The following is a 26100-nucleotide window of genomic DNA, read 5'->3' on the forward strand; positions in this document are numbered from 1 at the left end:
TTGGGCGTACTCGGCACGTTGAACAGGCGGCGCAGACCCGCTTGTGGCTACGCAGGTTCCCACGCCTCCGGAGGACAGTCCATGCAGCGCGCGCATCTCCCGGCCCTGACCCTGTTTCTCGCTGCTGCCGTGTGCGCCGCGGCGCCCTCGCAGGCGCAGACCGAGACCACCGTCCGCACTGGCCCGCTGGTGCTGGAACGCACCGTGCCCTCGACCGTGGCCTACAGCGACACGCTCGACTTCACCGTGGTCAACCAGTCCCGGCCGGGCACCGCGATGGCGGCGGTCACCGCGGTGGATCTCAGCTTGGGCGCGGGCAATACCTCGACCAGCGCTTGTGAGGCTGCCGACTTCGCCGGATTCCCGGCCGGCAACATCGCGCTGATCCAGCGCGGGACCTGCACCTTCCTGATCAAGCTGAACAATGCGGTGGCCGCCGGCGCCAGCGGCGTGATCCTGTTCAATCAGGGCGACACATCGGCGCGTACCGGGCTGGGAAACTTCGCGGTTGGCGATGCATTCGCTGCGAGCATTCCGGTGGTCTTCGCAACCTATGCCCGCGGTGTCGAATGGTCGCAGACCGCGGGCCTGGCAGTGCGTATGGACCTGGCGCTGTTCCGTGGTCCGTCCGCAGAGTCTTTCCTGCGCTATTGCCTGTCCTGGCCCGCGCACTGCGCGATTTCGGTCGAGCATGTCCAGGGCGGCTGGCAGCGGCACTACAACGCCGACCGGCTGCAGGTCACCGCATCCACCTTCAAGATTCCGGTGCTGCTGGCCTACGCCACCGCCGCGGTCGCGAATCCGGCGTTGCCGGCCACGGTGGTCACCCGCGACGATTGGGCGCGCTACTCGGTGCTGCGCGATGGCGGCGCGCTCGCGGCCGCCTATACCCGGCTCGGGTCCCCGGCAACGGTGACCCTGGACCAGATGGTGCGGGCGATGATCCGCGAGAGCGACAACGCGACGCCGGACTGGTTGCTGCAGAACCTCGGCCGCCCGGCGATGCAGGCAGCGGTCGACAGCTACATCCGCGGCCTGCACGATGTGCCCGACAGCATCAACACGATCTTCGTGACGATGGACGGCAACCCGGAGGATCCGAATACCGGAGCGCGGGTGCTCGCGCAGTACCCGTCGGGATATGCCGATCCGGCCTATCGCAATGAAGTACGCGAGCTTTTCGAGACCCGCATGCAGGATCCGGTCTTCGTCCAGATGGTCCGCGACTTCACCTGCCTGGCCTTGCCGTGGGCAACCGCGCCGGCGCCATGCACGCCGGGCTGGACCAACACCACCGCGATGTGGCGGCAGTTGCTCGGGCGCCATTTCACTCGCTCCAATACGCGCACCTACCTGCGACTGATGGGTGACATCCTCGCCGGCAGCCTGCCTCCGGCGGTGGAGGCGATCGCGCGTCCGCACCTGGAGTGGCGCCTGGCGGAGCCGGGATTCACGGCCTTCTCGCGCTATGGCGGCAAAGGCGGCAGCTTCGCGCCGCAGGACCTGTGCACCTGGACCAGCTATATCCAGGACGCCAGCACCGGCGACCAGGTAATCGTGGCCACGATGATCCGCGACAGCCTGCATCCCTGCGGCTTCGGCATCGAGCCGGCGAGGTTCGCCGAGGCGATCACCCTCGATGCGACCTTCCGCGCCCGCGTTCGCGACGAGCCGGCGCTGGATGATCTTCGCCGCGAGGGCTTCGAGGGCCTTTGAGCCGGGGTCTTCCGCGCGGTGGACGTCCACGCCGACTGGCTGACCTTGCAGCGCAGCCTACACGAGGTCGCGGCGGGATCGATGCGCGCCTGCGCAAGGACGGATGCTGCGCTCTCCCGGCGCGCCCTCTGATCGACAGCGCCGCACCATTGGCGGAAACTCTTGCCACCCCGCCGGAGGCCGATCGCATGGCGTGTCGCACCGTGGTCGCAGGCCTGGTCTTCCTCACCTGCCTTGTGGCATGGCCAGCGGTCGCCGAGGATCCTGAAGAGAGCATCCGCGCCACGGTGCGCAATTTCTACGCGGCCTACAGCGGGCGCGACCACGCGCGCCTGCGCACCCTGGTCACAGACGACTACCGCCTGCTCGAGAGCGGCGAACTGCTCGACATCGAGGGCGACATCGCCGGCATGCCGGCCGAGGCACTGCACCCGACGCGCACGGACAGTTTCGATTTCCGCCAGGTGCAGGTGGACGGCGGCAGCGCGCATGCCGTGTATTTCCTGGCGTCGGAGCTGTACGACGACCAGCGCGGCGCGCGCAGCCGGCGCTGGCTGGAGAGCGTGGTGCTGCGCCAGGTCGATGGCCACTGGCGGGTCGCCCTGCTGCACTCGACGCCGATTCCGCCTGCTGCGGCCAGCATCGCTGCGGCGGTCGAAACGCCGTCAGCGACGGACTGGCCGATGTGGGCCTACGGCATCACGACGCTGCCGCAGCCGGGCGACACCGCGGTGCCGCAGCGCGCGCCCGGGCCCTGGGTCAACCCTGACTTGCCGATCGAGGAGCAGACCCGGCTGCGCCAGGTGAAAGGCAGCACGCAGTGGTACTCGCTGGCCCAGTTGTATGACCAGCAGCACGCGCCCGACTGGTTCCCGGAGCAGCACGGACCGGTGCCCGCCGCGATCTCGCGCGGGCCGGCGAGCCTGGGCGACCAGACCCGCGCCTGCGGCGGCTGCCACCGGATCAACGGCGGCGGGCGTCCCGAGAACGCGCCGGTCTACGGCCTGCCGGTGACCTATTTCCTGCGGCAGATGGACGACTTCCGCGCCGGCCGGCGCCACTCCGCCGACCCGCGCAAGCCGAACCTGCCGACCATGATCGCGATGGCCAGGGCGCTCAGCGAGGACGAGGCGCGGGCGGTCGCCGAGTTCTGGTCGCGCCAGGACGGCGGCCCGCCGATCCAGGTCATCGAGACCGATCGCGTGCCGCCGACCCGGTTGCGCAGCAACAACCTGTACGTGCGCACCGCGCTGGAACCGCTTGAGCCGCTGGGCGAGCGCATCCTCGAGGTGCCCGAGCACCTCGACGGCGAACTGTTCCTCGACGATCCGCGTGCCGGTCACATCGCCTACGTGCCGCCCGGCAGCCTCGCGCGCGGCCGCGCGCTGGCCGAGACCGGCCGCGATGCCGACGGCGCAACCCCGGTGACGCTGCCGTGCACCAGTTGCCACGGCGCCGACCTGCTCGGCGCCGGCGAGGCGCCGCCGATCGCGGGGCGGTCGCCGAGCTACGCCGTCCGCCAGTTGCACGGCTTCAAGACCGGCGCCCGTGACGGCAGCATGGCCTTGCTGATGCAGCCGGTGGTCGCCCGGCTCGATGCCGGCCAGATGCTGGCGATCTCCGCCTACCTGGCCTCGCTCCCGCGCGGGCCGCGCCAGGATCCGGACTGACGCTGGCGCACCGGCGTCATCGCGCGCGGGCCGGACCCTACGATCACGAACTCATTGGCAATCGCTGTAGCCGGCCGTGGCCCAGCGCAGCCGCTCGATCTCGCGGCTCTGCGAGATGCCGTCCAGGGTGTAGCGGAACACGCCGCGCTCGCCGTCGAGAAACTCGATGCGCGCCTCGCCGACGGTGGGCACCGGGAAGCTGGTGGCTGGCCCCGCGATGCCGGAGAACGCGGTGCCGGAGACCGGGCGGGTCAGCGGCCCGGCGAAGCTGCCATCGGCCGGGCGCGTCAGGGCGCCGAGCACCCACATCGGCGCGCCGTCGGCGGCGTAGGTGTACCAGCTGAGCACCAGCGTGGCGTCCTGTTCGGTGAGTTGCACGCCCCAGCCGGGCTGGCGCGGGTTCCACCAGATGTCGCTGCGGTTGGCGCCGTCCGCGCGGCTGCCGTCGCGCGCGCGGCAGGCGGGCAGGCGGCCGAAGCGGGTGCGTTCGATGCGGCGGCTCTGCACCACGCCGCCGAGGGTGGTCGACAGGTCGAGGCCGCCATCGCTGCGCGCACGCACGGCGATGCGCCCGACCTCGCTAGTCCCGAGCCCGGCCTCGCCGAGGATCGCGTCGAAGCGCACGCCGCGGCTGGCATACAGCGGCCCGCTGTAGCTGCCGTCGGTCTGCGGCTCCAGCAGCCCGCCGACATACCAGGCCGGCCGGCCCTGCGCATCGTAGGTGTACCAGACCGGGAACAGGCGCCCGTCCTGCTGCGCCAGCGAGATACCCCAGCCGGGTTCGTCCGGCTTCCACCAGAGGCCGGTCAGGTTCGGCGCCAGCTGCGCCTCGAAGAAGTGCACGATGCGATGGGCGTGATCGCTGTAGTACTCGTGGGCTGCATGCGCGATCTCCAGCTCGGCCACCAGGTAGCCCTGCACGCTGCGCAGGCTGGCCGGGACCAGCGCGTCGATCGCATCGCCGCGCGGGTCGCGGATCACGTAGCCGGCGGCATCCAGGAACCCCGTGCTGCGCAGCGACTCGGTGAGCGCGCGCGACTGGTCGACGGACACGCCGTCGACCCGCGCGAAGCGCTCCGGGTACACCGGCGAGGGCTCGACGATGTTCAGCTCCTGCGGCACGCCGCGCGCGGCGAAGCCGGCGGCACTGGCGGCGGCGCGGTCGAGGTAGCCCGGCGCCAGCGTGGGGTCGTTGCGGCCGAGCGTCCAGATGGTCGGCACGCTGGCCTGCGCCAGCACCGCCTCGTTGCCGTCCGCGATCATCAGCGACTGTCCGCGCATCCCGAGCAGCGCGCTCGCGCGGCTGCAGAAGCCGCCGCCGTTCGAGGTGCCCTCGCAGTACACCGGGGTGTCGGCGGCGATCGCGCCAGCCGCGCGCAGCTGCGCGAGGAGCGCCTGGACATTGACGATGTCTGGATTGGACAGCGAGAACTGCGGGTTCCACTGGCGCGCCACGCGATCGCTGCTGTCCAGCCCGACCACGCCGAAGCCGCGCTGGTACAGCAGGCGCGTCGCCACCTGCGCCTCCGGTTTGGAGAAGGGCAGGTCGCCGCTGCCGCCGCTGCCGTGGAAGGACAGCACCAGGCCGCGCGGCGCTGGCGGCAGCAGCGCGCGCCAGCGGGCGCCGTTCGCGGTCCCCTCCACCAGCGCGGGCAGCGCCGGCACGGGCGTGAATTCGGCGGCCAGGCTGGCGCCGCGCGCGGGCATCGTCAACGGCGCGTGCCAGGCGCGCGGATCGCGCAGCAGGGCCGTGTCGCCATGCCAGCGGACGAACATGCGCGCACTGCCGGGCGCCTCGGCGAAGGCATCGCGCGCGCTGCCGGGCGCGAGCAGGCCGCCACCGTAGCCGCCGGCGACCAGCAGCCTGGGCGGATCGACCGGGGCCGCCGCGTACAGCCGCCCGAGTTCGCCGAGGATGCCCTGCAGCGGGAAATAGACGTCCTCGAACTGGTCGAAGGTCAGGAACACCGCGGCGTACTGCGCACTGCGGTCGACCGCCGGATAGAAGCCGAAGGCGCCGGGGCTGGACAGGAAGCTCGCGCGGCCGGCGGCGTCGACGCGCTCGCGCCACTGGCCGATGCCGTAGCCGCGCGCGCTCGGCAGCGGCGTGCTGATCACCGGCGCGCCGCGGGTCTGGTCCTCCGCCATCTGGTCGATCATTCCGGCCGACAGCCACACCCTGCCATCGACCACACCGCGCTCCAGCACCGCCTGGACGAAGCGCCCATAGTCGGCGAGCGTCGAGCGCGCGCCGCCGGCGATCCGCGGATTGCAGGTCTCCACGTAGCCGGGCTGGGTGCTGGAAAAGGCGTAGTCGGTGGCGACCATCCCGAGCGGCGTGGCCACCTCCTCGCGGAACAGATCGTCCCAGCGGCGGCCGCTGGCGATCTCGGCCAGGCGTCCGGCGACTTGCATCGAGTTGCCGCCATAGGCGAAGCCGGTGCCAGGCGGGTACCGCAGGGGCTGCGCCAGGATCTCGTCGACGCAGGCCTGCAGCGCCGCCTGCGCATCGACCAGGCAGCTCGCCTCGAAGGCGGGAAGCCCGCTGGTGTGCGAGAACAACTGGCGCAGGGTGATCGCCCGCTTGTCCGCCGGCGCGCTGGGCAGCCAGCGTGCGATCGGATCGTCCCAGTGCATCACCCCGCGTTCGACCAGCCGCGCGAGCACCGCGCCGGAGAGCCATTTGCTGGCCGACGCGATCGGCACCCGGCGCTCCAGCGTGTAGCCGCCAAAGGCCTGCTGGTACTCGACCCGCCCGTGGCGGATCACCAGCAGCGAGGCGCCCGGGAGTGCCTGTTCGGTCACCACTGCCTGCATCCGCCGGGTCACTTCGGTGTAGTCGACAGCCTGCGCGGGGCAGGCACCCGCGGCAAGCAGCAATGCCACCCAGCAGCCAAACATCCAGCGCATGCATTTTTCTCGAGGCCGAATCCCTGCTGCAACGCGGCCACGCCGGAGCGGTTGACGGTCGCGCCGAGGGTCAGGGTCAAGCGGGTTGGCGCGACACTGCGAGGGTGGTTGTAAAATCTAGAAAATCAGTCACTTGCAACGTGTCACCCAGTTGCGAGCCTCTTCGTGCCCTCGTGCCCTCGTTGCGGCGCAGCGCCTAGCGCGTCTCGCGCAACTGCTGGTTGCGTCCGAACGCGCAGACCGGCGTGCCATCAGCCTGCTGGACACGGGTAATCGTGCATTTCGGCGGCGAGTTCGTGCGCGGATGGCGCGAGGTCCAGCTCGACGGCAGCGCAGGGCGTCGCCGCGGGTGCCGGTGGGCGGGATTCGAGGTACGTTCGCAACCACTCGAGCAACATGACGGACTCCAGGGCAAGGGCCAGCGCCGCGGGTTGCGGCGGGCAACTCACAGTTCCAGCAGCAGGCGCTCGCCGCTGGCAGGTACCGCGCAGCAGATCAGCGCGCTGGATGGGTCGGTGTCGGCGACCGGCGGGGCGGCATACGCCACCTTGCCTTCCAGCAGCGGCGTGCGGCAGCTGCCGCAACTGCCGACGCGGCAACCGAAGGCGGGGGTCAGGCCGCGCGCCTCGGCCAGATCCAGCAGGCTGCCGTCGCCCGGCGACCAGCGCGCTTCCTTCGCGGAGCGCGCGAAGATCACCTGCACCGTCGCGGTCGCGGCGGGCGTCGGCGAGGCTGCCGGCGCGCCGGCATCCGGCCGGCGCTGCAGCGTCGACGGCCCGAAAGCCTCGGCGTGGATGCGGGCATCGGCGACATTCAGCGCGCGCAGCCCGTCGTACAGCGACTGCATGAACGCCGCCGGGCCGCACAAATGGAAATCGTAGTCGTCGAAGCCGAGCAGATTCTTCAGCAGCGTGACATCGACATGGCCGCGATGGTCGTAGTCGACGCCGAGTGCCGCATGCGCCTCGGGCTGGCTCAGCACGCGCACGAGCGCCAGCGTGCGGCCGGCGACCGCCGCGAGTTCGGCCAGTTCGAGGTCGAAGGGCCGCTCCGCCAGTGAGCGCGCGCCGTGGACGAACACGGTAGGGCGCATGCCGCGGGTGCGCCGCCCCTCGAAGATCAGGTGCCTCAGCATCGCGAGCATGGGCGTTACGCCGACACCGGCCGACAACAGCACCGCCGGGCGGCGGAGGCTGGCGTCGATGGTGAAGCGACCGGCCGGCGCGCGCGCCTCGATCCGATCGCCGACCTTGACCTCATCGTGCAGCCAGCGCGACGCCGCGCCCGCGCGTTTCACGCTGATGCGCAACCCGGCATCCGACGGCGCCGACGAGATCGTGTAGGTGCGCAGCAGCGTCGCCTTGCCGGTGTGCAGGCGGATCGGCAGATGCTGGCCGGCCTGGAACGAAGGCACGCCGACGCCGTCAGCCGGCTCCAGGTGGAAGCTCTTGACGGTTCGGCTCTCGCTGACGATGCGGCTGACGCGAAATGGCCGCCAGCTCTGGCGCAAGGCCTCGGCGCGCTGGCGCGCGTGGGCATCGTCCCAGGAACCGGTCATCAGCGAATTGGGCGAAAACTCGCCGAAACGCCAGCGCAGGGCCAACGCGTTCGGCCGTCGCACCAGGTGCTCGACATGCACGCGCCAGAGCCGTTCAGCACCCTGGAATGCCGCCACCTCCGGGCCGTCGAACACCAGCTCCGTGCGGCCGCTCAAGTGCAGCAAATCGCCGCTGGCGAAGTCGATGAACAGCAGGCCGGCGCGCGGATTGCTCAGCAGGTTGCCGAGTGTGTTGAAGTGCAGATTGCCAGCGAAATCCGGGATGGTCAGCGTGTTGCCGTCGATACGCACGAAGCCAACTTTGCCGCCGCGATGGGAAACGTCGATCTGGCGCTGCGCCGGATCGCCGCCGACGTCGACATAACTGGCGACAAAGAAGGTATCGGCCGCCGCGATCGCTGCCACCGCCTCGGCGTCCAGCCCGCTCAGGCGCTCGGCCGTCGCGGCATGCGGCATCCCGGGTGGACGCGCGAACTCGAATCCGCGCGTCTGGATGTACTGCGGGCAGTTGCCGAAAGCGTGGCCGACGCGCACGGCGAAGCCGTCGTCGGCCAGCGTGGCCACCGTACCGTTCAGGCGGTTGCGGCGGCGCGTGTGCAACTCGATGCCGAGCAGGCCGATCGCGGCGCCGGCGCGCAAGCCCGCCAGCGCCGGGTCATTGGCATCTCGCCTGGCGCCAATCGACAGCGTCTGCGGATCGGGCGAGTGCATGAAGCCGGGCGTGCCGATGACCGTCGCCCACGGCCGGCCGGCGTCATCGACGGCGCCGGCCAGCAGGAACGGCAACTGCGGGTAGAAGGCGCGATGCTGATCCGGCATGAAACTGCGGATCACCTTGCGCCCGAACACCTCCATGCGCTCGGCGACACCGACCCGCTGCTGGATGGCGCGCTCGCCGTCGTGCCAGGGAGATTCGCTGCGCATGATCACGTCCAGGGGCCGCGCTCAGGCGGCGAGGCCAACCGGGGTGGGCACCATCGGCACGAAGCCCGGCAGCGCCTCGATCCGCGCCAGCCAGGCGCGTACTTGCGGGTAGCCGGAGAGGTCGACATTGCCTTCCGGCGCGTGGGCGATGTAGCTGTAGGCGGCGACATCGGCGATCGTCGGCTGCGCGTCGGTCAGGAAGGCGCTGCGCGCGAGACCGGCGTCCATCAGCTTGAGCAAGGCATGCGCGCGTCCGATCACCTCGTCGGCGTTGTACTTGGCGCCGAACACCGTGATCAATCGCGCCGCGGCCGGACCGAAGGCGATCTGGCCGGCGGCCACGCTCAGCCAACGCTGCACCGCGGCGGCGCCGGCGGCATCGCGCGGCAGCCAGGAGGCATCGGCATAGCGCGTCGCCAGGTACACCAGGATGGCGTTGGAGTCGGCCACCAGCGTGCCGCCGTCGTCGATCACCGGCACCTGGCCGAAACCGTTGAGCTTGAGGAACTCGGGCTGCTTGTGCGCGCCCTTCATCAGGTCGACGTCGATCAGCTCGGTGGGCAGTCCGAGCAAGGACAGCAGCAGCTGCACCCGGTGCGAATGCCCGGACACGGGTGGCGATAGAGCTTGATCGATCGGGCAGGTTGCTGGTTCATCGGTGTCTCCGGTGTGCGTTGGGGTGGAGACAGTGTGCGAGCCGACACCGGCGTCGAGAATCCTCGATGGAGGCAATCCATTCTTGCGCAAGAAGAAACGATCGGGATGGCAAAGGCACCTGGGCGCGTCGCCGGCAACGCCTGGGCTACCCGAGTGGGCTGAGCAGCGCCGGCTCGCCGCGCAGGCGGGTCACCGCAAAATCGATGAAGCTGCGCACCCGGGCCGAGGCCTTGCGGCCCTCGCGATAGACCAGGTGCACGGGCAGCGCTGCCGGCTGGAACTCATCCAGCACGCTGACCAGGGAGCCGTCCGCCAGCTGCGCGGCAACCTGGTAGGACATCGCCCGGGTCAGGCCCCAACCGCCGCGCACCGCCTCGATCGCGGCTTCATTGCTCGACACCGTCAGGCGCGACTGCAGGCGGACGGCCAGCGCCGCGGCGCCGTCCACGAAGCGCCATTCCGGCGTGGGCGAGTCGGCGCTCGACAGCACGATGCGATGCGCCGCGAGCTGGTCCGGGTGGCGTGGCGTGCCGCGTTCGGCGAGGTAGCCGGGCGTCGCGCAGACCACCCGGCGGATGCTTCCTATCGGCACCGCCACCAGCGCGCTGTCGCTGGGTTCGCCCATCAGGACGGCGATGTCGATCGCCTCCTCGTGCAAATTCGGCGTGCGGTCCGCGAACAGCGCGCGCACCGTCACCAGCGGGTTCAGTTCAAGGTAGTCGAGGACGACCGGGTTGAGCACGCACTGGCCGAACAGCACCGGACTGGCCAGCGTGAGCAGTCCGCGCGGACGCATCTGCGCACCGGACGCCATCTCGTCGGCGCCGTCGAGATCGGCCAGGATGCGCCGGCAGTCCTCCAGGAACTGGCCGCCGGCATCGGTCAGGCGCACGCTGCGCGTGGTGCGCACCAGCAGGCGCGCGCCGATGCGCGCCTCCAGCGCCGCGACCGCGCGTGTCGCCGCGGCTGCCGAGATGCCCAATCGCCGCGCCGCCGCGGCGAATGCCTGGGTCTCGGCGACCGCCACGAACACACACATCTGCTGGTGTCGATCCATGCAGGCGGATTCAGTTGATGGCAGGGTCTGCGCGCAGCTGCGCGATGCAGAAGTCGACGAAGGAGCGCACCTTGGCCGAGGCCTTGCGGCCCTGCTGGTAGAGCACGTGGATCGGCAACGGCGGCGGCTCGAACCCCGGCAACACGATCTGCAGCGTGCCGGCGGCCAGCTGCGGCGCGATCTGGTAGGACAGGACGCGGGTCAGGCCGAAGCCGCGCTCGGCCGCGACGATGGCGGCACGGTTGGAATTCACCGACAGGGTCGGCGCGATGCGCACGGCGAGGGTGTCGCCGCCGGTGGCAAAGCGCCATTCGTTCGTCTGCGTGACGTTGGCGGCCTGCACGATGCGAAAGCGCTCCAGCTCCGCCGGGTGCTGCGGGATGCCCTCGCGCGCCAGCAGCGCCGGCGCCGCGCAGACCACTCGCCGCACGTGGCCGGCACTGAGGGCGATCAGCGCGGAATCCGGCAACTCGCCGATGCGGATGGCGACGTCGATACCTTCGTCGGCCATGCCGACCACACGGTCGACGAACAAGGCGCGCAGGCGCACCTCCGGGTAGCGGTCGAGATAGCGTGTTGCCAGCGGCGTGACGAACATCTGGCCGAACAGGGCCGGCGCGGTGATCGACAGCAGCCCGCGCGGGGTGGCGTGCGCACCGGCCGCCGCTTCCTCGGCCTCGGCGAGTTCGGCCAGGATGCGCCGGCAGTCGGCGAGGTAGCGCTGGCCGGACTCGGTCAGGCGCACGCTGCGCGTGGTGCGCAGCAACAGCGGGGTGCCGACACGCTGCTCCAGCGACGCCACTGCGCGCGTGACCTTGGGTGGCGACAGCGAGAGGCGCCGCGCCGCGGCCGCAAAGCCGGATTCCTCGGCGACAGCCACGAAGACGGCCATTTCCTCGAAGCGGTCGATGGCAAGGCTCCTCTCACCGATCCTGATTCACACCCATGAAATACAAGGCGTTTGTCCGCGAAGGACGCAAAGGACGCAAAGGACGCAAAGTGGAGCCAAATCCACTGCCGGATATGCGGGGCATGGGGATGCTGCGCAACCCACGACGCTCTTCTTTGCGTCCTTTGCGTCCTTTGCGGACAAAAATGCACGCAAGGGTACGCGACGGTTCGATGCACGAACGAGCGTACCGCCAATGGCGACCAGGACTCTCACAGCCCAAGCGCGCTCAGCGACGGGTGATCGTCGGGACGGCGACCCTGCGGCCAGTGGAACTTGCGCTCGCTGTCGCTGATCGGCAGGTCGTTGATGCTGGCCATGCGCAGGCGCATCAATCCGTGCTCGTCGAACTCCCAGTTTTCGTTGCCGTAACTGCGCTGCCACCGGCCCGCCGCATCGTGCGATTCATAGGCGAAGCGCACGGCGATACGGTTGCCGCCGAAGGTCCACAGCTCCTTGATCAGACGGTATTCGCGCTCCTGCTGCCATTTGCGCGCCAGGAAGGCCTCGATCTCGGCGCGACCCTGCAGGAACTCGCTGCGGTTCCGCCAACGGCTGTCCTCGGTGTAGGCCAGCGCCACCCGCGCCGGGTCGCGGGAGTTCCACGCATCCTCGGCCAGGCGTACTTTCTGCGTCGCCGTTTCCAGTGTGAACGGCGGCAATGGGGGACGGCTCATCGCATGCACTCCAGGTCATCGAAGGTGCGGCGTCGGCGCGGCAGCGGGCCGCGCCGACATTCCATCATGCGCCGCGATCAGGCCGCCAGGCGCGCCTGCACCACCGGGAAATCGATCTCGGTCCGGGCCACCTCGTTGATGTAGTTGGTCCAGGTGTTCAGCGCAACGTGCTGCACGATCTCGACGATCTGTTCCTCGCTGTAGCCGGCCGACTTCACCGCGAGCACATCCTCGGCGCTGACCTTGCCGCGCTGCTGGGTGACCTTGGCGGCAAAGCGGACGGCGGCGTCGGCTTTCGGGTCATTGGAGGTGCCGGCGCGGTTGGCGGCGATCTCGGCATCGTCCAGCCGGGCCAGGTTCTTGCCCAGGTAGGTGTGCGCCGACAGGCAGTAGTTGCAGCCGTTGATCTCGGCCACCGCCAGCGCGATCCGCTCGCGCGTCGGCGCCGGCAGCGCGCCCTTGGCCAGCGCACCCGACATTCCGAGGTAGCCCTCCAGCGCCGCCGGGCTGTTGGCGACCAGGCGGAACAGGTTGGGAACGACACCAATCTGCTTCTTCACCGCTTCGAGCAGCGGCTGCGATGCGGTCGGGGCGGACTCGATACCGGCGGGGATGGCGATACGCGACATGATCTTTCTCCTGATGGACTTCGTGGGTGGGCATTGCCCGGTGGAGAAAGGCTATCTCTGGTACTCAGTGAGCACTATCCGCTGAATCTGATAATCACTCTTGCGGCAGATGAAACAATTGACCGGCGGTTGCTCAGACACGAGGCGGCTGCCGCGTCGAATCCAGGGCGTAGTTCGACGGTCACTTCCGATCGCGGGCGGGTCGACCGGATCGATCCGGCGGCGGGGCATAGCTCGCTGGTTCGGCGAGATAGCGCCTGGCAAACGCCCGCGCCGCGGTCGACGAGATGTGGTCGTCGTCCCAGTAGAGCGCATACCCGTCGCGCATGACCGGGCAGCGCTCGTCGTCGCAGAAAAAGCTGGTGGAGTCGACGGCGATCGCACGCAGGCCATCAATCTCGGGTCGATAGTGCATTGGCAGCCAGCACACTCCCTACAGTCTTTTTGATCCGGGACCTGCGAACCTTGCGGCGCAGGATGAGCCCCCTACCCCGCCACCGACGCCAGCCACGCCCGCAGCGCCGCTGGCTTCACCGGCTTGTGCAGCACCGGCAGTTGCGCCGCGGCGGCGGCCTTGAGGAACTCCTCGCGACGATCCGCGCTGACCATGCACAGGGCCGCCGGCGCGATGCCGCGCGCGCGCCAGTCGGCGATCAGCGCCAGCCCGCTCTCGCCGGCGTCGAGTTGGTGATCCACCAGCGCGACGTCGAATCTCTGCGCCTGCAGCAGTGCCAGCGCCGCGGCGCCGTCGCCCGCGATCTCGACCGCATGGCCCCAGCGCTGCAGCAAGCCGCTGGTGGCGGCGAGCACTTCGGGCTCGTTGTCGACCACCAGCACGCGCAGGCCGACGCTGGCGCCGGGCGTCGCGCCCTCCGCGCTCGGCTCGCCGCTGGCGCGGACGGCCGATGCGCGCGCGGCGGTGACGTAGAACAAGGTGCCGCGGTCCGGCTGCGAGCGCAGGTCCAGGGTGGCGCCCATCAGCTTGGCCAGGCGCAGGCAACCGGCCAGCCCCAGGCCCAGGCCGCGCTCGCCCCAGGGCGAGGCCCCCGGGCCGCGCTCGAAGTCGCGGAAGATCCGCGAGCGCACCTCGGCAGCGATGCCGGGTCCGCTGTCCCAGACCTCGATGCGCACCTCGGTGCCGCGCCGCCGCGCGCCGACCAGCACACCGCCACTGCGGGTGTAGCGCAGTGCATTCGAGACCAGGTTCTGCACGATCCGGCGCAGCAGCTTGCGGTCGCTCTGCACCCACAAACGGGTCGGCACCACCGCGAACTTGAGCCCACGCCCGCGCGCGATCGGCGCGAATTGCTGCTCGACCGACGCGAACAGCTCGCCCAAGCCCATCGGCTGCATCTCGGCCTTGAGCACGCCGGCGTCCAGGCGCGCCAAATCGATCAGGCCATCGAGCATCTCCTCGGCCGCCGACAGCGAGGAATCGACGCGTTCGACCAGGGTGCCGGCGGGTGCCGGCATCTGCGGCTCCTGGCGCAGGCTGGACAGGAACAGGCGCGCTGCGGACAGCGGCTGCAGCAAGTCGTGGCTGGCGCTCGCGATGAAGCGGGTGCGCGTTTCCTGCGCTGCCTGCGCCAGCGCGCGCGCTTCCTCCTGCGCCTTGAGCGACTGCTTGAGCTCGAAGGTGCGCTGGTCGACGCGGTCTTCCAGGGTCTCGTTCGCCTCGCGCAGGGCTTCCTCGGCGCGCTTGAACTCGGTGATGTCGTTGAAGCTCATGACGAAACCACCGCCAGGCAGGGGCTCGCCGCGCATTTCGATGACGTGCCCGTCGGCGCGTTCGCGCACATAGCGGTGCGAGCTGCCGGCGCGCATGTAGCCGATGCGCCGCGCCACCTGCTGATCGACATCGCCGGGCCCGAGCTGGCCGCGCTCGGCATTGTGGCGGATCAGGTCCGCCACCGGTCGCCCGACGTAGAGCATCCCGTCCGGATACTCGAACAGCTCGGCGTAGCGCCGGTTCCAGGCCACCAGGCGCATCTCGCCATCGACCACGCTGATGCCCTGGCTCATGTGCTCGAAGGTGGTCTGCAGCAGCTCGCGGTTGAAGCGCAGCGCCTGGCTGGTCTCGTCCAGCACCGACACCACCTCGCCCAGCTCCAGCCCGCTGCCGCGCAGCGCGCTGGTCAGCATCAGGCGCGCGGAGCCCGGCCCCACGGCGCCGCCGAGCAGGCGCTCGGTGAACTGCAGCAGGCGCCGGTCGGCCTGCGCCTCGGGCGCCGGCGCGCGCTGCTGCCGCGCGAAGAACTCGGCGTAAGCAGCATTCGCCGGCTCGCGTCCGAGGATGCGCTGCGCCAGCTCGATCAGCTCGCGCTGCTGCACATGCGGCACCAGCTCCGCCGCGGCGCTGGCGTGCAGCGCGTAGGGATCGAGGTAGGCCGCCGCCTGCAGGCGCTCGCCCAGATGCGGCCGGTGGCGCCAGGACATGCCGACCAGCAGCACGCAGTTGACCAGCAGCGACCACAGCGTGCCATGCGTCAGCGGGTCGGGACCGGCGGCGCCGAGCAGCGCATGCGGTGCCAACGCGGCAATGCCAAAGGGCCCTGCGCTGACAAACTCGCCGGCGAACCAGCCGGCCGCCGCCAGTTGCGGCAGCAGCAGGGTGTACAGCCAGACGCCGAAGCCGCCGGCCAGGCCCCAGGCGACGCCCGGCAGGCTGGCGTTGCGCCAGTACAGCGAGGCCAGCAGCGCGGGCGCGAACTGCGCCACGGCGCTGAAGGCGAGCAGGCCGTAGCTGGCCAGGGTCTCGCTGCCGCCGCCGGCGCGGTAGAAGGTGAAGGCGAGCAGCGCCAGCAGGCCGATCGCGAAACGGCGACAGCCGAGCACCCAGGACGACAGATCGTCGCGCTCCGGCAGCCCGAGCCGGCGGATGCGCATCAGCAGCGGCATCAGCAGGTCATTGCTGATCATGGTCGACAGCGCGACGCTGACCACGATGACCATCGCCGTGCCCGCCGACAGGCCACCCACGAAGGCCAGCAGGGCGATCGCCGGGTGCCCGTTCTCCAGCGGCAGGCGCAGCAGCAGATGGTCGGGATTGCCGCCGGCGACCAGGGTGTCGGCGAGCCAGGCCACCGGCAGCACGCAGGCCGAGATCAGCACCATGTAGCCGATGAACACCCGGCGTGCGAGCTTGAGGTCGGCCGGATCGGTGCATTCGACCACCGCCACCTGGAACTGGCGCGGCAGGCAGACGATGGCGCAGGCGGCCAGCAGCGTCTGGGTCAGGAAGCCGAGGGTGCCGAACTGCTGCGGCGACCAGCGCGGATCGGCGGCGGCGCGGCCCACCGCGGCGTGCCAGGCGTCATCGCCGAGCACCAGCGCCAGCGCCGCGACCGCCAGCAGCGCCGCCAGCTTGACCACCGATTCCAGCGCGACGGCCACCAGCAGGCCGCGTCGTTGTGCCGTTGCGCTGGCTTCGCGGGTGCCGAACAGCATCGCGAACAACGCCATCATCACCGCCACGTACAGCGCGGTGTCCTCGACCAGCCGCGGGCCGTGGTTGCCCACTGGCGGGGAGAGCACGTCGATGCTGGCACTGATCGCCTTGAACTGCAGCGCGATGTAGGGCACCGCGGCGAACAGCGCGATCACCGTCACCAGCGCCGCCAGCGGCCGCGAACGGCCGAAGCGCGCCGCGATCAGGTGCGAGAGCGAACCCACGTTCTGCTGCCGCGCCACCAGCACCAGCCGCTCCAGCAGTCCCGGCAGGAACAGGAAGACCAGGATCGGCCCGAGGTAGATCGGCAGGAAACCCCAGCCGCTGGCCTTGGCCGTGCCGACCGCGCCGAACACCGTCCAGGTGGTGCAATAAACCCCAAGCGCCAGGCTGTAGACCCAGGCCCGCAGCGGCGGCTGGCCCACCAGGCCCACCCGCCGGTCGCCCCAGGCCGCCACCGAGAACAACGCGGCGAGGTAGCCGATGGCAACCAGGAACAGCAACCAGGCGGGGATCATGGGTACGAGGGCACGAGGGCACGAGGGCACGAGGGCACGTGCAATACCCGCCAGTGCAAACCCTTCTCGGGCTGGGATGTCGTACGTTCGGCGGTTCGTCTTCGAGCGAGCGCGGTGCCGGCTTTGGCGTGCCCTCGTGCCCTCGTGCCCTCGCGCCCTCCCGAGCCGCCGACGCGAGGATTCAAGGGTGACATCACCTCAGCCGCCGATACGCTTCACCGCGGCGCATCCGGCTGGTTCTCCGGCAGCGCATCGCCGAACTCGCGCATGGTCAGACAGCGTGCGTTGATGCGGTCGATCGTCGGATAGCGCGAGATGTCCAGGCCGAAGCGGCGGGCGTTGTAGACCTGGGGCACCAGGCAGCAGTCGGCCATGGTCGGTTCGTCGCCTTCGCAGAACTCGCCGGTAGACGGGTTGCCGCCCAGCAGTTCCTCGAGCGCGTCGAACCCGATCCCGATCCAGTGGCGCACCCAGTCTTCCTTCTGCGCCTGGCTGGCGGCGAACTTTTCGCCGAGGTAGCCGAGCACGCGAGTGTTGTTGAGCGGGTGGATGTCGCAGGCGACGGCCTGCGCGATCGAGCGCACCCGCGCACGCTCGCGCGCGGTCGGCGGCAGCAGCGCGACCCCGGCGCCGTGGTAGACCTCGGCGAGGTACTCGATGATGCTCATCGACTGGCGGACCACGCGCTCGCCGTCCACCAGCACCGGCACCAGCTCCTGCGGATTGAGCTTGTGGAAGTCGCTGGCATGCTGCTGGCCGCCGCCCTCCACCAGATTGACTGCAAGGTAGTCGTAGCGCAGGCCTTTCAGGTTCAACGCGATGCGCACCCGGAAAGCCGCGCTCGAACGCCAGTAGCTGTAGAGCCTGATCAGGTCACTCACGACGTGCTCCCCCGACGGGTCAGTGGAGGCAAGCATAATCCAGCGCGCGCCGGAGGGCTGATGTTGGTTGTGGGTTGTGGGTTCTGGGTTGTGGGCAGCGAAGAGCGCGGACCGCTGCGTCGTGGGAGTGTGCCGTCCTGCGGACTGCTTGCGGGCCTGTTAGCTGGCGGCGCTCTGCACCCTGCCGGCAGCCGGCCTGCTGCCCACAACCCAGAACCCACAACTCGCAACCAGCCCGAGGAACCCATCCACTACAACCGCCCCCGCAACCACCCCGGACCCCGCCCATGCTCGCCCTGATCTCCGTCGCCGCCGCGCGCCCGCTGGATGAAGACCTGCCACCCCTGACCGCGGCGCTCAGCGCGCGCGGGATCGAACACGAGATCGTCGACTGGGACGACCCGGCGGTCGACTGGCGGCGTTTCGACACGGCGATCCTGCGCTCGACGTGGGACTACATCGACCGCTACGCCGAATTCAGCGCCTGGATCGAGCGCATTGCGCCACTGACGCGGCTGCTGAACCCGCCCGAGGTGGTGCGCTGGAACACGCACAAGGGCTACCTCGTTGAACTGGCAGCACGCGGAATCCCGATTGTGCCGACCACCCTGGTGCGCCCCGGCGATGCCTTGCCGGACATCGGACCTGGCGAATGGGTGGTCAAGCCGGCGATCGGAGCCGGCTCGCGCGATGCGCGACGCTTCCGCGACCAGCCGCAGGCGGCGCGCGAGCACCTCGTTCAGATGCTGGCGCGCGGTCGCGATGTGCTGCTGCAACCATACCTGGCGCGCGTGGACCAGGCGGGCGAGACCGCGCTGTTGTACTTCGGCGGGCGCTACTCGCACGCCATCCGCAAGGGTCCGTTGCTGGCCGCCAATGCCAGCGCCACCGACAAGCTGTTCGCCCCGGAGAAGATCGTCGCCCGCGAACCCGGCGCCGACGAGCGCGCGCTGGCGGACCGGATCCTCGCCGCGGTGCCCTTCAGCGGCCCGCTGCTGTACGCCCGCGTCGACCTGCTTCGCGCCGAGGACGGCAGCCCGGTGCTGCTGGAGCTCGAACTGACTGAGCCCTCGCTGTTCTTCGATCACGCGGAGGGCAGTGCCGGGCGGTTCGTGGATGCGTTGGTGGGGTGAAAAGCGGGGCACGGGGCACGGCTTCAGCCCCGCGGCTTCGGCAGCCAGATGCTCACCGCGAGCCCGCCGTCCGGACGATTGGCCAGGCGGATGCGTCCGCCGTGCGCCTCGGCGATCTCGCGCGCGAGGGCCAGGCCCAGGCCGGTGCCGGCGCGCTTGGTCGAGTAGAAGGGCAGCAGCGCCTGTTCCAGCACGGTCTCGCTCATGCCGCTGCCGCGGTCGCGCACCTGCAGCAAGAACATCGGCCCGGCGTCCTGCACCGCAATCTCCACCTGCTCCGGGGCCGAGCCGGCCTCGACCGCGTTCTTCACCAGGTTGATCAGCACCTGCTCGATCTGGGCGCGGTCCACGTGCACCATCTGCTCGGGCAACGGGCGCGCGATGCGCACCGGCTGCGCCTGGGCGACGCTGTCCAGCAAGGCCTCCCAGGGCACCGGCATCAGGCGCGGGTTCGGCAGCTTGGCGAAGCGCGCGTAGCCGCCAATGAAGCCTTCAAGGTGCCGCGCCCGCTCGTCGATGGTGGCGAAGATCTTCAGCAGCTTGTCCTTGTCGCCGCGCTCGGCATAGACCTTGCCGGTGTGCGCCATCGAGGCGATCGGACCCAGCGCGTTGTTGAGCTCGTGGCTGATCACGCGGATGACCTTCTTCCAGGTCGCCACTTCCTGGCGCGCCAGCTCGCGGGTCAGCCGCCGCAGCATGGTCAGGTGGTGGCGTCGGCCATGCAGTTCGAAGGTCCGGCGGGTCAGGTGGAACACATCTTCGTCGCCCTCGACGGCGAGCGTCACCAATCCGTCCTGGCCGGTTCGCAGCGGCTCGGCCAGCGCTTCGGGCAGGCGCGCGGCCAGTTCGTCGAAGGCATAACCCTCCAGCTTGCCCGGGACTCCGAACAACTCGCGTGCGGCGAGGTTGCCGTAGACCACCCGCTCGCGCGGATCGGTCAGCACCAGCGCGGTGGGTGTGTTCTGCACCACGGTGTCGAGCAGCAACTCGCGCTGCACCAGGCGCTGGCGCTCATTGCGCAACTGCCCGCCCAGCGCGTTCAGCGCGCGCGTCAGCTCCAGCAGGTCGGGATCGCCTGGCTCGCGGATCGAGGTGGCGAAGTCGGAGTCGGACCAGGCCGACACCAGCATCGACATGGCGCGCAGGTGCTGTGCCGTTGGCGCCCGTTCGCGGCGGATCGCCACCAACGCCGCACCCAGGCCAAGGGCCAGCGCCAGCGCCAGCACCTGCGGCCACTCCAGCGAACGCGTCGCCCAGGCCACCAGCAGCGCGAACAGCGTCGCCCATGCCGCCCAGCCGGGGAAGCGGCGCAATCGGGCAAGGGGACGGGTGGCTTCGGTCATGTGGGAATCGTAGCGGGTGCGGGGAACGGTTGTGGGTTCTGGGTTGTGGGTTGTGGGCAGCGAAGCCCGCACACCGAGGGCCTGTGGGAGCCGACTCCGTCGGCGATCTTCTCCACCGGCCGCGGGTAAATCATCGCGGCTGAAGCCGCCCCACCGGCCTTCGGCGCGCGGGGGCCCTTGCTGCCACAACCCACAACCCAGAACCCACAACCGGCCGCAAAGACCCTACTCCCGCCGCACATCCACGCCGTACTTCTCCATCCGCCGGTACAGCGCCTGGCGCGACAGGCCGAGGCTGTGGGCGGCTTCGGCGACGACGCCGCCGGCGCGGGCCAGGGCGGCTTCGATCTCGTCGCGGCTGGGTTCGCGCAAGGTGGCGTCGGCAGCGGTCGTGCCGGCCGGGGCGGGCGGCAGGCCGAGGTCGTCGACCTGGACCACGCCATCGCGGCACAGCAGGCTGGCGCGGGTGATCGCGTTCTTCAGTTCGCGCACATTGCCCGGCCAGGCATGCGCCTCCAGTGCGCGCCGGGCCGCATCGGAGAGCCGCGCCTGCCCGGCGAGGAAGTGCTCCGCCAGCGGCACGATGTCCTCGCGGCGTTCGGCCAGCGGCGGCAGGCGCACTTCGATGACGTTGAGTCGGTAGTACAGGTCCTCGCGAAAATCGCCGCGGCGAATCATCGCGGCGAGGTCCGCATTCGTGGCGGAGAGCACGCGCACCTTGACCTCGCGCGTGCGATTGCTGCCTAGTCGCTCGAAACGCCCGGTCTCGAGCACGCGCAGCAGCTTCATCTGCCCGGCGGGCGAGAGGTTGCCGATCTCGTCGAGGAACAGGGTGCCGCCGTCGGCGGCTTCGAAGCGGCCCTCGCGCGCCTTGCCGGCGCCGGTGTAGGCGCCCGCCTCGGCGCCGAACAGTTCGGCCTCCAGCAGGTCGGCCGGCAGCGCGCCGCAGTTGACCGCGACGAAGGGGCCGTCCTTGACCCGCGAATTGGCGTGGATGATCTCGGCGATGCGCTCCTTGCCGGCGCCGTTCGGACCGGTGATCAGTACCGGCACATCCGCCCTGGCCACCTGGCAGGCGAGGCGCAGCACGCGTTCCATCGCCGGCGCGGCGTAGACGATTCCGCGCAGATCGTACTCGCGCGCCAGCGAGCGCCGGCCTTCGGACTCGCGCACCACCAGCTTGCGCGCCTGGCGGTTGCTCTCGGCCAACTCCAGCAGGTTGCGCACGGTGGTCAGCAGGCGCTGGTCGTCCCAAGGTTTGGACAGGTAGTCCGCGGCACCCGCCTTGACCAGGTCCACCGCCTGCTCCAAATGGGTCCACGCGGTCAGCAGGATCACCGGCAGATCAGGATGGCGCTCGCGGATCTGCCGGAACAGCGCCACGCCCTCCTCGCCGCTGGTGGTGTCGGCGGAGAAGTTCATGTCCTGGATGACCAGGTCGATCGCCTCATGCGCCAGCAGGTCCAGCCCCGCACGCGGACTCTGCGCCGTGCTGACCGTGTGCCCGTCCAGGCCCAGCAGCAGCTCCAGCGCGGTGCCGATGGCGGGGTTGTCGTCGATGATCAGGATTGCCGACATGGTTCTTCGCTTGCTTGGGGAGTAGTGGTGGGCAATCAGGTGATGGCAACCGGCAACTAGCGATTAGGGCGCTCGGTTGCAGTCCCGTCGCCGGCATCCAGTTTCCGGTCGAGCGTCTTTCTCAAAGCTTGCAGCATTCGTCCCAACTGATCGGCAGCTGCCAGTGTGGATTCGACCTCCGTTTTGGTCAGACGCAGGCGAGCCGTGAGCAACAGCTGGGTCTCGAGCTCCGCCAATGAACCCAACGCCATCGCGATGAATCGCGCGAACTCCCGCGTTGACAGCCTTGCCCGTCCTTCAGCGATGCATGATGGAATCGAAACCGCAGAGCGTCGCATCTGTTGCGCCAATCCGAAGCGTTCCGACTCCGGTAGCTGGCGGGCGATGTCGTAAACCGCCTCTGCCAAATCCATCCCTCTCTTCCAAACCTCGAGATCGCGGTAGCTCATCGAAGCGGCAACTGGCAGCTGACGGGTGGCGAGTAAGTATCCCCCGCGGTTTCTCCTCATCGTGTGCTTGGCGGCTCACGACGGGAGTCTCCGCGATGGACTCCAGCAAACGTCAAACTTCTACTGCCACCCCGGCAGAGCCGGGGGAACTCCCCTGCTGCTTAGCGCGCACTTCGGCTTCCGTCGGCAAGTTCCGATCCGGGCAGACGTGCACCCTTCCTCGATAGCTTGTACATGCGCCCTAATCGCCAGTTACCAATCTCTATTTGCCCGCGCGCAGCTACGCTGAGCGCGTAGCTATCGCCGGCGCGATGCGCGACGCGCGCAGCGCGGGGCCGAGCACGGCGAGCTGGCCGAGGATCAGTACCAGCGCGCCACCGATCGGCAGCCAGGACAGCGGCAGCTGGTCGAAGCCGAGGTTCTTTACCAGCCAGCCGTTGACGCCGATGGCGAGCGCCGAGCCGATCGCGATGCCGATCAGCGCGATCAGCGCGTTCTCGGTCTGGAAGTAGCGCAGGATGTCCTTGCGCCGGGCGCCGAGCGCGCGGCGGGTGCCGATCTGCTTGGTCCGTTGGGTGACCCAGAAGCTGGCCTGGCCAACGATGCCGAAGGCGGTCACAGCCAGCAACGAGATGCCGATCACCGCCAGCAGCACGGCCATCGCCAGATCGCTCTGGAAGGCGCTGCTGCGGATCTCCTCGAAGGCGCGGATGTTGCTGACGATGCGGTTGGGATTGACCTTGAACAGGGTTTCCTCGACCACCTTCATCACGCGGTCGCGCTCGCCGGGCTCGGTACGCACGATGAAGCCACCGAGGCCGACGGAGGCATGCGGCACGAACACCACGCGGTCCGGGTTGCGTGAGCGCGGCCACGGCGTGGCGATGTGCTCGGTGACGCCGATCACGCGCTGCGACAGCTCGCCCTGGTTGCCGGTGATGTTGATCATCTTGCCGATCGCGCTTTCGCCGGGGAACAGGCGCTCGGCAAGGCCCTTGTTGATCAGCACCACCGGCGGGTTGGGCTGGTCGCCCTGCTTGAACGGGGTGATCTCGCCGGGCGTGAAGTAGCGACCCTCGATGACCTTGGCGCCCAGCGAATCCAGCAGGCGCTCGTCGGCGAAATACAACGCCGCGGCGCGTTCCGGGCCTTCGATGCGTTCGCCCGGCGTGAGCGTCACCGCGGTCTGCCAGCCGTTGCGCACCAGCGGGAAGCTGAAGCCGGGGCTTGCGGCCAACACGCCCGGGATCGCGAGGATGGCCTTGATGTCCTCCTCGTTGGCGATCACCGGATCACGCGTGTTGCCGATGTTCTGGTTGCCGAGCACGAAGACGTTGGGCTCGTCGACACCACTGGCGATGGCCATCATGCGGATGCGCTCGGTGACGATGAAGAGCACATTGGCAAGGATCGCCAGGGTCAGCGCGATCTGCGCGGCGATCAACACCGCGGCCACCGGATTGCGTTTCATCGAGGAGAGGATGGGGCGGATTTCCATTTTGGGACTCCGGGGAAGCGAGAGCGGGGCAAGGGGCAGGGGTCGGGCATCAGGGCAGGGACGGACGTCGAGGTGGCTCGGGAGGGATGCAACCGCGCCATCTCCAGCCCGCGACAGCATTCGTCCGAGCCGCAGGGCAGGTCCCCTGCCCCTTGACCCTTGCCCCGCTTTGATGGACATCGCACATGGCTCACTGGGTCTTGAGCTGCGACGCCGGCTCAATCCGGCAGGCGCGCCAGGCGGGATAGGCGCCGGCGGCGACTGCGCCGGCCACCGCGGTGACGAGGAGCATCCCGAACAGGCCGACGTCGAGTCGCGCGACGTCGTCGAAATTGGGCATCAGGCTGCGCACCAGGGCCAGGCCGCCGAGCGTCAGGAGCAGGCCGCAGACCGCGCCGAGCGCTCCAATCAGGCCGGATTCGGTGAGGTGCTGGGCGAAGATCGCGCCGCGCCTGGCGCCGAGCGCACGGCGCAGGCCGATCTCGCCGCTCTTGCGCAGGAACTTGCTGAGCAGCAGGCCGGCAGCATTCAGCAGGCACACGATCAGGAAAGCCACGCCGACACCGACGAAGATGCGGGTATCGTCCGGAACTACGTTGTTGACCGCCAGCCAGCCCATCACCGGCGTGATCCGGTGGTTGTCCGGGCGGCCGAAACGACCGGCCTTGCGCTGCTCGGCGACATAGGCGTCAAGGTAGGCCTGGTAGGCGGACACAGCGGCGGCATCCGGCAGTTCCACCCAGTACTGGGTCATGATGCACTCGGAGTCCATCAGGCCCCGGTAGCCGGGCGCCGACGGCGGCTGCCAGCAATTGATGTTGCCGTTGATGTCCATTTCCCTGGCGGTGGCCACGGTGAATGGCAGGAACACGTCTTCCGGATCGTCGAGCGTGTTGTTGGTGGTGTCGTAGAAGCGCGGGCGCAGCTCCCAGGTGTCGAGCACGCCGGTGATGGTGAAGTCCTCGTCGTCGAAGCGGATGCGCTGGCCGACCACATCGGTCTTCTTGAACACGCGCTCGGCGAGTTCGCGGGTGATCACCGCGACGCGCGCCTCGCGCTGTTCGTCTTCCTTCGACCAGCCGCCGCCGTGCAGGAAGGGCGCGTCGAACATCGCGAACAGGTCGCCGCCGGTGACGCGCACCGAGGCGTTGCGCGGGCGCACCTGCGGATCTGCCGGCACCACGACCACGGAGGACTGGTACATCCCGGCCTGGCGCAGGCCCTTGGCATCGGCCATCAGCCGGCGCGTGTCGCCGTGCGTCAGCTGGTCCGGCGGCAGCCCGCGTTCGCGGTCGTAAGGCGACTGCGGATCCCAGTTGTCCAGTTGCACCGCGTAGAGCACATCGCTCTTGTGCGGAATCGGGTTGTTCGACAGCCGGTAGAGCACGGTGAACGAGGTCATCGCCGTGGCCAGGCCGAGCGCGATCGCCAGCACCATCAGCGTCGACAGCACCGGCGTGCGCTTGAGCGCCAGCAGGGCGAGTTTGAGGTAGTAGGTGAACATGGTGAGTCCTTGGAGATCCGGATCGGTTGAAGCGGGTCAAGGGGAAGGGGGCAGGGGAATCGACACCGGGGCACCTGCAATCGGTTCGGCATCGACCGGATTGCGTTGGGCTGAGGACATCCGAAGATCTCGGTCCCTCGCCCCCTGCCCCGCTCTTCACGCCACTGCGCGCACCCGTTCCACCCCGCGCACCGGCGCGAAATCGTGCTCGGCGAGGTCGACCACCTGGCCGTCGACGATGTGCACGTGGCGGCGTGCGCGGCGGGCGAGTTCGAGGTCGTGGGTGACCATCACGATGGTGGTGCCCTGGCCGTTGATCTCCTCCAGCAGCTCCAGCACGCCGCGCGCCATCACGGTGTCGAGGTTGCCGGTGGGCTCGTCGGCCAGCAGCAGCTTGGGCTCGCCGGCGAGCGCGCGGGCGATCGCGACGCGCTGCTGCTGGCCGCCGGACAGCTCGTTCGGGTAGTGGTGCAGGCGCGAGCCCAGGCCCACGCGCGTCAGCGCCTGCTCGATGCGCCGTTTGCGCTCTGCCTTGGGGAAGCCGCGGTAGCGCAGCGGCACGTCGACGTTGTCGTACAGGTCGAGGTCTGCGATCAGGTTGAAGCTCTGGAAGATGAAGCCGATCTTCTCGTTGCGCAGCTTCGAGCGCGCATCGTCGTCCAGCTTCTTGACGTCGATGCCGTCGAGTTCATAGACGCCGTCGGTGTGCTCTTCGAGCAACCCGGCGATGTTGAGGAAAGTGGTCTTGCCCGAGCCCGACGGTCCGGTCACGGCGACGAACTCGCCGGCCTTGACGTCCAGCGTCAGGTCGCGCAGCGCATGGGTTTCCACCAGCGCGGTGCGGAAGACTTTGCGGAGATTCTGCATGTGCAGCATGGTCGGGCTTCCTTCGGGGGTTCTGGGCTTCGTCTACTTTGTGAGTGGTCCGCGCGGCTGCGCCGCGCTCAGTGGTGAGTGGTGAGTCGCAGACGCCGCAACCTGGACGCTCGCTGCTTCTGCCA

The 26100-nt window shown here is 69.5% G+C and carries 19 protein-coding genes; 3 read left to right on the top strand and 16 right to left on the bottom strand.

The features are described from left to right. Positions 1-81: 81 nt before the first annotated feature. Together IPK27_11565 and IPK27_11570 are read left to right on the top strand one after the other, a co-directional pair. Complete coding sequence (locus tag IPK27_11565; GenBank protein ID MBK8068229.1) at positions 82-1716, top strand: serine hydrolase; 1635 nt, start codon at positions 82-84, stop codon at positions 1714-1716. Between the two features lie 188 nt (positions 1717-1904). Next, on the top strand, positions 1905-3386 hold the full coding sequence (locus IPK27_11570) for a c-type cytochrome (GenBank protein ID MBK8068230.1): 1482 nt from the start codon (positions 1905-1907) through the stop codon (positions 3384-3386). A 51-nt stretch (positions 3387-3437) separates the two neighbouring features. Here the strand turns inward: IPK27_11570 and IPK27_11575 are convergent, their stop codons facing one another. The 10 genes from IPK27_11575 to maiA all read right to left on the bottom strand — a co-directional run bounded on the left by IPK27_11575 (position 3438) and on the right by maiA (position 17594). Next, the gene (locus IPK27_11575; protein ID MBK8068231.1) at positions 3438-6296 is read right to left on the bottom strand and encodes a beta-lactamase family protein; all 2859 of its coding nucleotides are present in this window, start codon (positions 6294-6296) and stop codon (positions 3438-3440) included. Between the two features lie 445 nt (positions 6297-6741). Continuing rightward, entirely contained in the window at positions 6742-8778 is a 2037-nt protein-coding gene (locus IPK27_11580) for a pyridoxamine 5'-phosphate oxidase family protein (GenBank protein ID MBK8068232.1), read from the bottom strand. A 21-nt stretch (positions 8779-8799) separates the two neighbouring features. Beyond that, a complete protein-coding gene (locus IPK27_11585) occupies positions 8800-9414 on the bottom strand; it encodes a glutathione S-transferase (protein MBK8068233.1) in 615 nt (204 codons plus the stop codon). 166 nt (positions 9415-9580) lie between these two features. Continuing rightward, positions 9581-10492: a LysR family transcriptional regulator gene (locus IPK27_11590; protein ID MBK8068234.1), complete on the bottom strand. Its 912-nt coding sequence runs from the start codon at positions 10490-10492 to the stop codon at positions 9581-9583. Positions 10493-10502: 10 nt separating this feature from the next. Beyond that, positions 10503-11402: a LysR family transcriptional regulator gene (locus IPK27_11595; protein ID MBK8068235.1), complete on the bottom strand. Its 900-nt coding sequence runs from the start codon at positions 11400-11402 to the stop codon at positions 10503-10505. A 251-nt stretch (positions 11403-11653) separates the two neighbouring features. Continuing rightward, positions 11654-12118, bottom strand: a complete 465-nt coding sequence (locus tag IPK27_11600; GenBank protein ID MBK8068236.1) for a nuclear transport factor 2 family protein — start codon at positions 12116-12118, stop codon at positions 11654-11656. Between the two features lie 77 nt (positions 12119-12195). Beyond that, complete coding sequence (locus IPK27_11605) at positions 12196-12747, bottom strand: carboxymuconolactone decarboxylase family protein (protein ID MBK8068237.1); 552 nt, start codon at positions 12745-12747, stop codon at positions 12196-12198. A gap of 181 nt (positions 12748-12928) precedes the next feature. Next, complete coding sequence (locus IPK27_11610) at positions 12929-13162, bottom strand: hypothetical protein (protein ID MBK8068238.1); 234 nt, start codon at positions 13160-13162, stop codon at positions 12929-12931. 71 nt (positions 13163-13233) lie between these two features. Beyond that, positions 13234-16713: a PAS-domain containing protein gene (locus tag IPK27_11615; GenBank protein ID MBK8068239.1), complete on the bottom strand. Its 3480-nt coding sequence runs from the start codon at positions 16711-16713 to the stop codon at positions 13234-13236. A gap of 215 nt (positions 16714-16928) precedes the next feature. Further along, the gene (gene maiA, locus IPK27_11620; protein ID MBK8068240.1) at positions 16929-17594 is read right to left on the bottom strand and encodes a maleylacetoacetate isomerase; all 666 of its coding nucleotides are present in this window, start codon (positions 17592-17594) and stop codon (positions 16929-16931) included. Positions 17595-17881: 287 nt separating this feature from the next. On the opposite strand from maiA, the gene IPK27_11625 reads away from it, so the two are divergent. Next, complete coding sequence (locus IPK27_11625) at positions 17882-18727, top strand: hypothetical protein (protein ID MBK8068241.1); 846 nt, start codon at positions 17882-17884, stop codon at positions 18725-18727. Positions 18728-18750: 23 nt separating this feature from the next. Here IPK27_11625 and IPK27_11630 read toward each other — a convergent pair whose 3' ends face one another. From IPK27_11630 to IPK27_11655, 6 genes are all read right to left on the bottom strand, one after another. Continuing rightward, positions 18751-20070 carry a PAS domain-containing protein gene (locus IPK27_11630; GenBank protein MBK8068242.1) on the bottom strand — a complete coding sequence of 440 codons (1320 nt, stop codon included), beginning with the start codon at positions 20068-20070 and terminating at the stop codon, positions 18751-18753. A 225-nt stretch (positions 20071-20295) separates the two neighbouring features. Continuing rightward, positions 20296-21648: a sigma-54-dependent Fis family transcriptional regulator gene (locus IPK27_11635; protein ID MBK8068243.1), complete on the bottom strand. Its 1353-nt coding sequence runs from the start codon at positions 21646-21648 to the stop codon at positions 20296-20298. Positions 21649-21704: 56 nt separating this feature from the next. Continuing rightward, complete coding sequence (locus tag IPK27_11640; GenBank protein MBK8068244.1) at positions 21705-22097, bottom strand: four helix bundle protein; 393 nt, start codon at positions 22095-22097, stop codon at positions 21705-21707. Between the two features lie 280 nt (positions 22098-22377). Continuing rightward, complete coding sequence (locus IPK27_11645; GenBank protein MBK8068245.1) at positions 22378-23595, bottom strand: ABC transporter permease; 1218 nt, start codon at positions 23593-23595, stop codon at positions 22378-22380. A 190-nt stretch (positions 23596-23785) separates the two neighbouring features. Further along, entirely contained in the window at positions 23786-25099 is a 1314-nt protein-coding gene (locus IPK27_11650; protein ID MBK8068246.1) for an ABC transporter permease, read from the bottom strand. A gap of 156 nt (positions 25100-25255) precedes the next feature. Continuing rightward, the gene (locus IPK27_11655; GenBank protein MBK8068247.1) at positions 25256-25975 is read right to left on the bottom strand and encodes an ABC transporter ATP-binding protein; all 720 of its coding nucleotides are present in this window, start codon (positions 25973-25975) and stop codon (positions 25256-25258) included. Positions 25976-26100: the final 125 nt, after the last annotated feature.

The organism is Rhodanobacteraceae bacterium (assembly GCA_016713135.1).
Taxonomy (GTDB): Bacteria; Pseudomonadota; Gammaproteobacteria; order Xanthomonadales; family SZUA-5; genus JADKFD01.

Coding starts and splice junctions, on each gene's coding strand:
- IPK27_11565 (MBK8068229.1), top strand. CDS start 82: ATGCAGCGCGCGCATCTCCCGGCCCTGACCCTGTTTCTCGCTGCTGCC.
- IPK27_11570 (MBK8068230.1), top strand. CDS start 1,905: ATGGCGTGTCGCACCGTGGTCGCAGGCCTGGTCTTCCTCACCTGCCTT.
- IPK27_11575 (MBK8068231.1), bottom strand. CDS start 6,296: ATGCGCTGGATGTTTGGCTGCTGGGTGGCATTGCTGCTTGCCGCGGGT.
- IPK27_11580 (MBK8068232.1), bottom strand. CDS start 8,778: ATGCGCAGCGAATCTCCCTGGCACGACGGCGAGCGCGCCATCCAGCAG.
- IPK27_11590 (MBK8068234.1), bottom strand. CDS start 10,492: ATGGATCGACACCAGCAGATGTGTGTGTTCGTGGCGGTCGCCGAGACC.
- IPK27_11600 (MBK8068236.1), bottom strand. CDS start 12,118: ATGAGCCGTCCCCCATTGCCGCCGTTCACACTGGAAACGGCGACGCAG.
- IPK27_11605 (MBK8068237.1), bottom strand. CDS start 12,747: ATGTCGCGTATCGCCATCCCCGCCGGTATCGAGTCCGCCCCGACCGCA.
- IPK27_11610 (MBK8068238.1), bottom strand. CDS start 13,162: ATGCACTATCGACCCGAGATTGATGGCCTGCGTGCGATCGCCGTCGAC.
- IPK27_11615 (MBK8068239.1), bottom strand. CDS start 16,713: ATGATCCCCGCCTGGTTGCTGTTCCTGGTTGCCATCGGCTACCTCGCC.
- IPK27_11625 (MBK8068241.1), top strand. CDS start 17,882: ATGCTCGCCCTGATCTCCGTCGCCGCCGCGCGCCCGCTGGATGAAGAC.
- IPK27_11630 (MBK8068242.1), bottom strand. CDS start 20,070: ATGACCGAAGCCACCCGTCCCCTTGCCCGATTGCGCCGCTTCCCCGGC.
- IPK27_11635 (MBK8068243.1), bottom strand. CDS start 21,648: ATGTCGGCAATCCTGATCATCGACGACAACCCCGCCATCGGCACCGCG.
- IPK27_11640 (MBK8068244.1), bottom strand. CDS start 22,097: ATGAGCTACCGCGATCTCGAGGTTTGGAAGAGAGGGATGGATTTGGCA.
- IPK27_11645 (MBK8068245.1), bottom strand. CDS start 23,595: ATGGAAATCCGCCCCATCCTCTCCTCGATGAAACGCAATCCGGTGGCC.
- IPK27_11650 (MBK8068246.1), bottom strand. CDS start 25,099: ATGTTCACCTACTACCTCAAACTCGCCCTGCTGGCGCTCAAGCGCACG.
- IPK27_11655 (MBK8068247.1), bottom strand. CDS start 25,975: ATGCTGCACATGCAGAATCTCCGCAAAGTCTTCCGCACCGCGCTGGTG.